Here is a 535-nt window from a genome sequence, read left to right as displayed (position 1 = left end):
ATGATTGCTTGGGCGGAGTCCAAGGTCGAGAAATTCCTCACAAAGGTCGTCCCCGATATGGCCAACCTCCTTGTGGTTCCCCTGTTCACCATTCTTATCATGGCTCCCATCGCGCTGTGCGCGTTTGGTCCTCTTGGGAGTGTGCTCGGTGTCGTTTTGGAGAACTTCCTGCTTGGATTTAAGCAGGTCTTCGGCCCGGTTGGAATTGGCCTCATCAGCGCTATGTTCACCCCGCTGATTGCCACGGGAATGCACACGCCCATTATTCTGAGCGGTTTTGCGACTCTCGCGGAGCAGGGGAGTGAAGGCGTGATTTTTGCCGGCGGCGTCGCCATGACGTTCTCCTGCATTGCTGCTGGATTGGGCTATATGCTTAAGGCTAAGGACACGAATGATCGCGAGCTTGGTCTGAGCTGCTTCACCACGCAAACGCTCGTTGGCATCGGCGAGCCCACCATTTTTGGTATCCTGCTCCCCAACCCCAAGATGTTGGGGTTTCAGATGGCGGGTGCATTTGCGGGCGGCGTGTACGCTG

1 protein-coding gene is annotated in these 535 nt (G+C 56.3%); it reads left to right on the top strand.

Translation table 11 applies throughout. From position 1 onward, the window contains the following. Positions 1-535 (top strand): PTS transporter subunit EIIC (locus ACT8II_RS05435; RefSeq protein ID WP_443813245.1); only part of this gene is annotated, 535 nt, incomplete at both ends.

Source organism: Collinsella sp. (assembly GCF_052346665.1).
Taxonomy (GTDB): Bacteria; Actinomycetota; Coriobacteriia; order Coriobacteriales; family Coriobacteriaceae; genus Collinsella.
The sequence above is the reverse complement of the archived record's forward strand: the minus strand, read 5'-3'. Positions and strand labels throughout refer to the sequence as shown.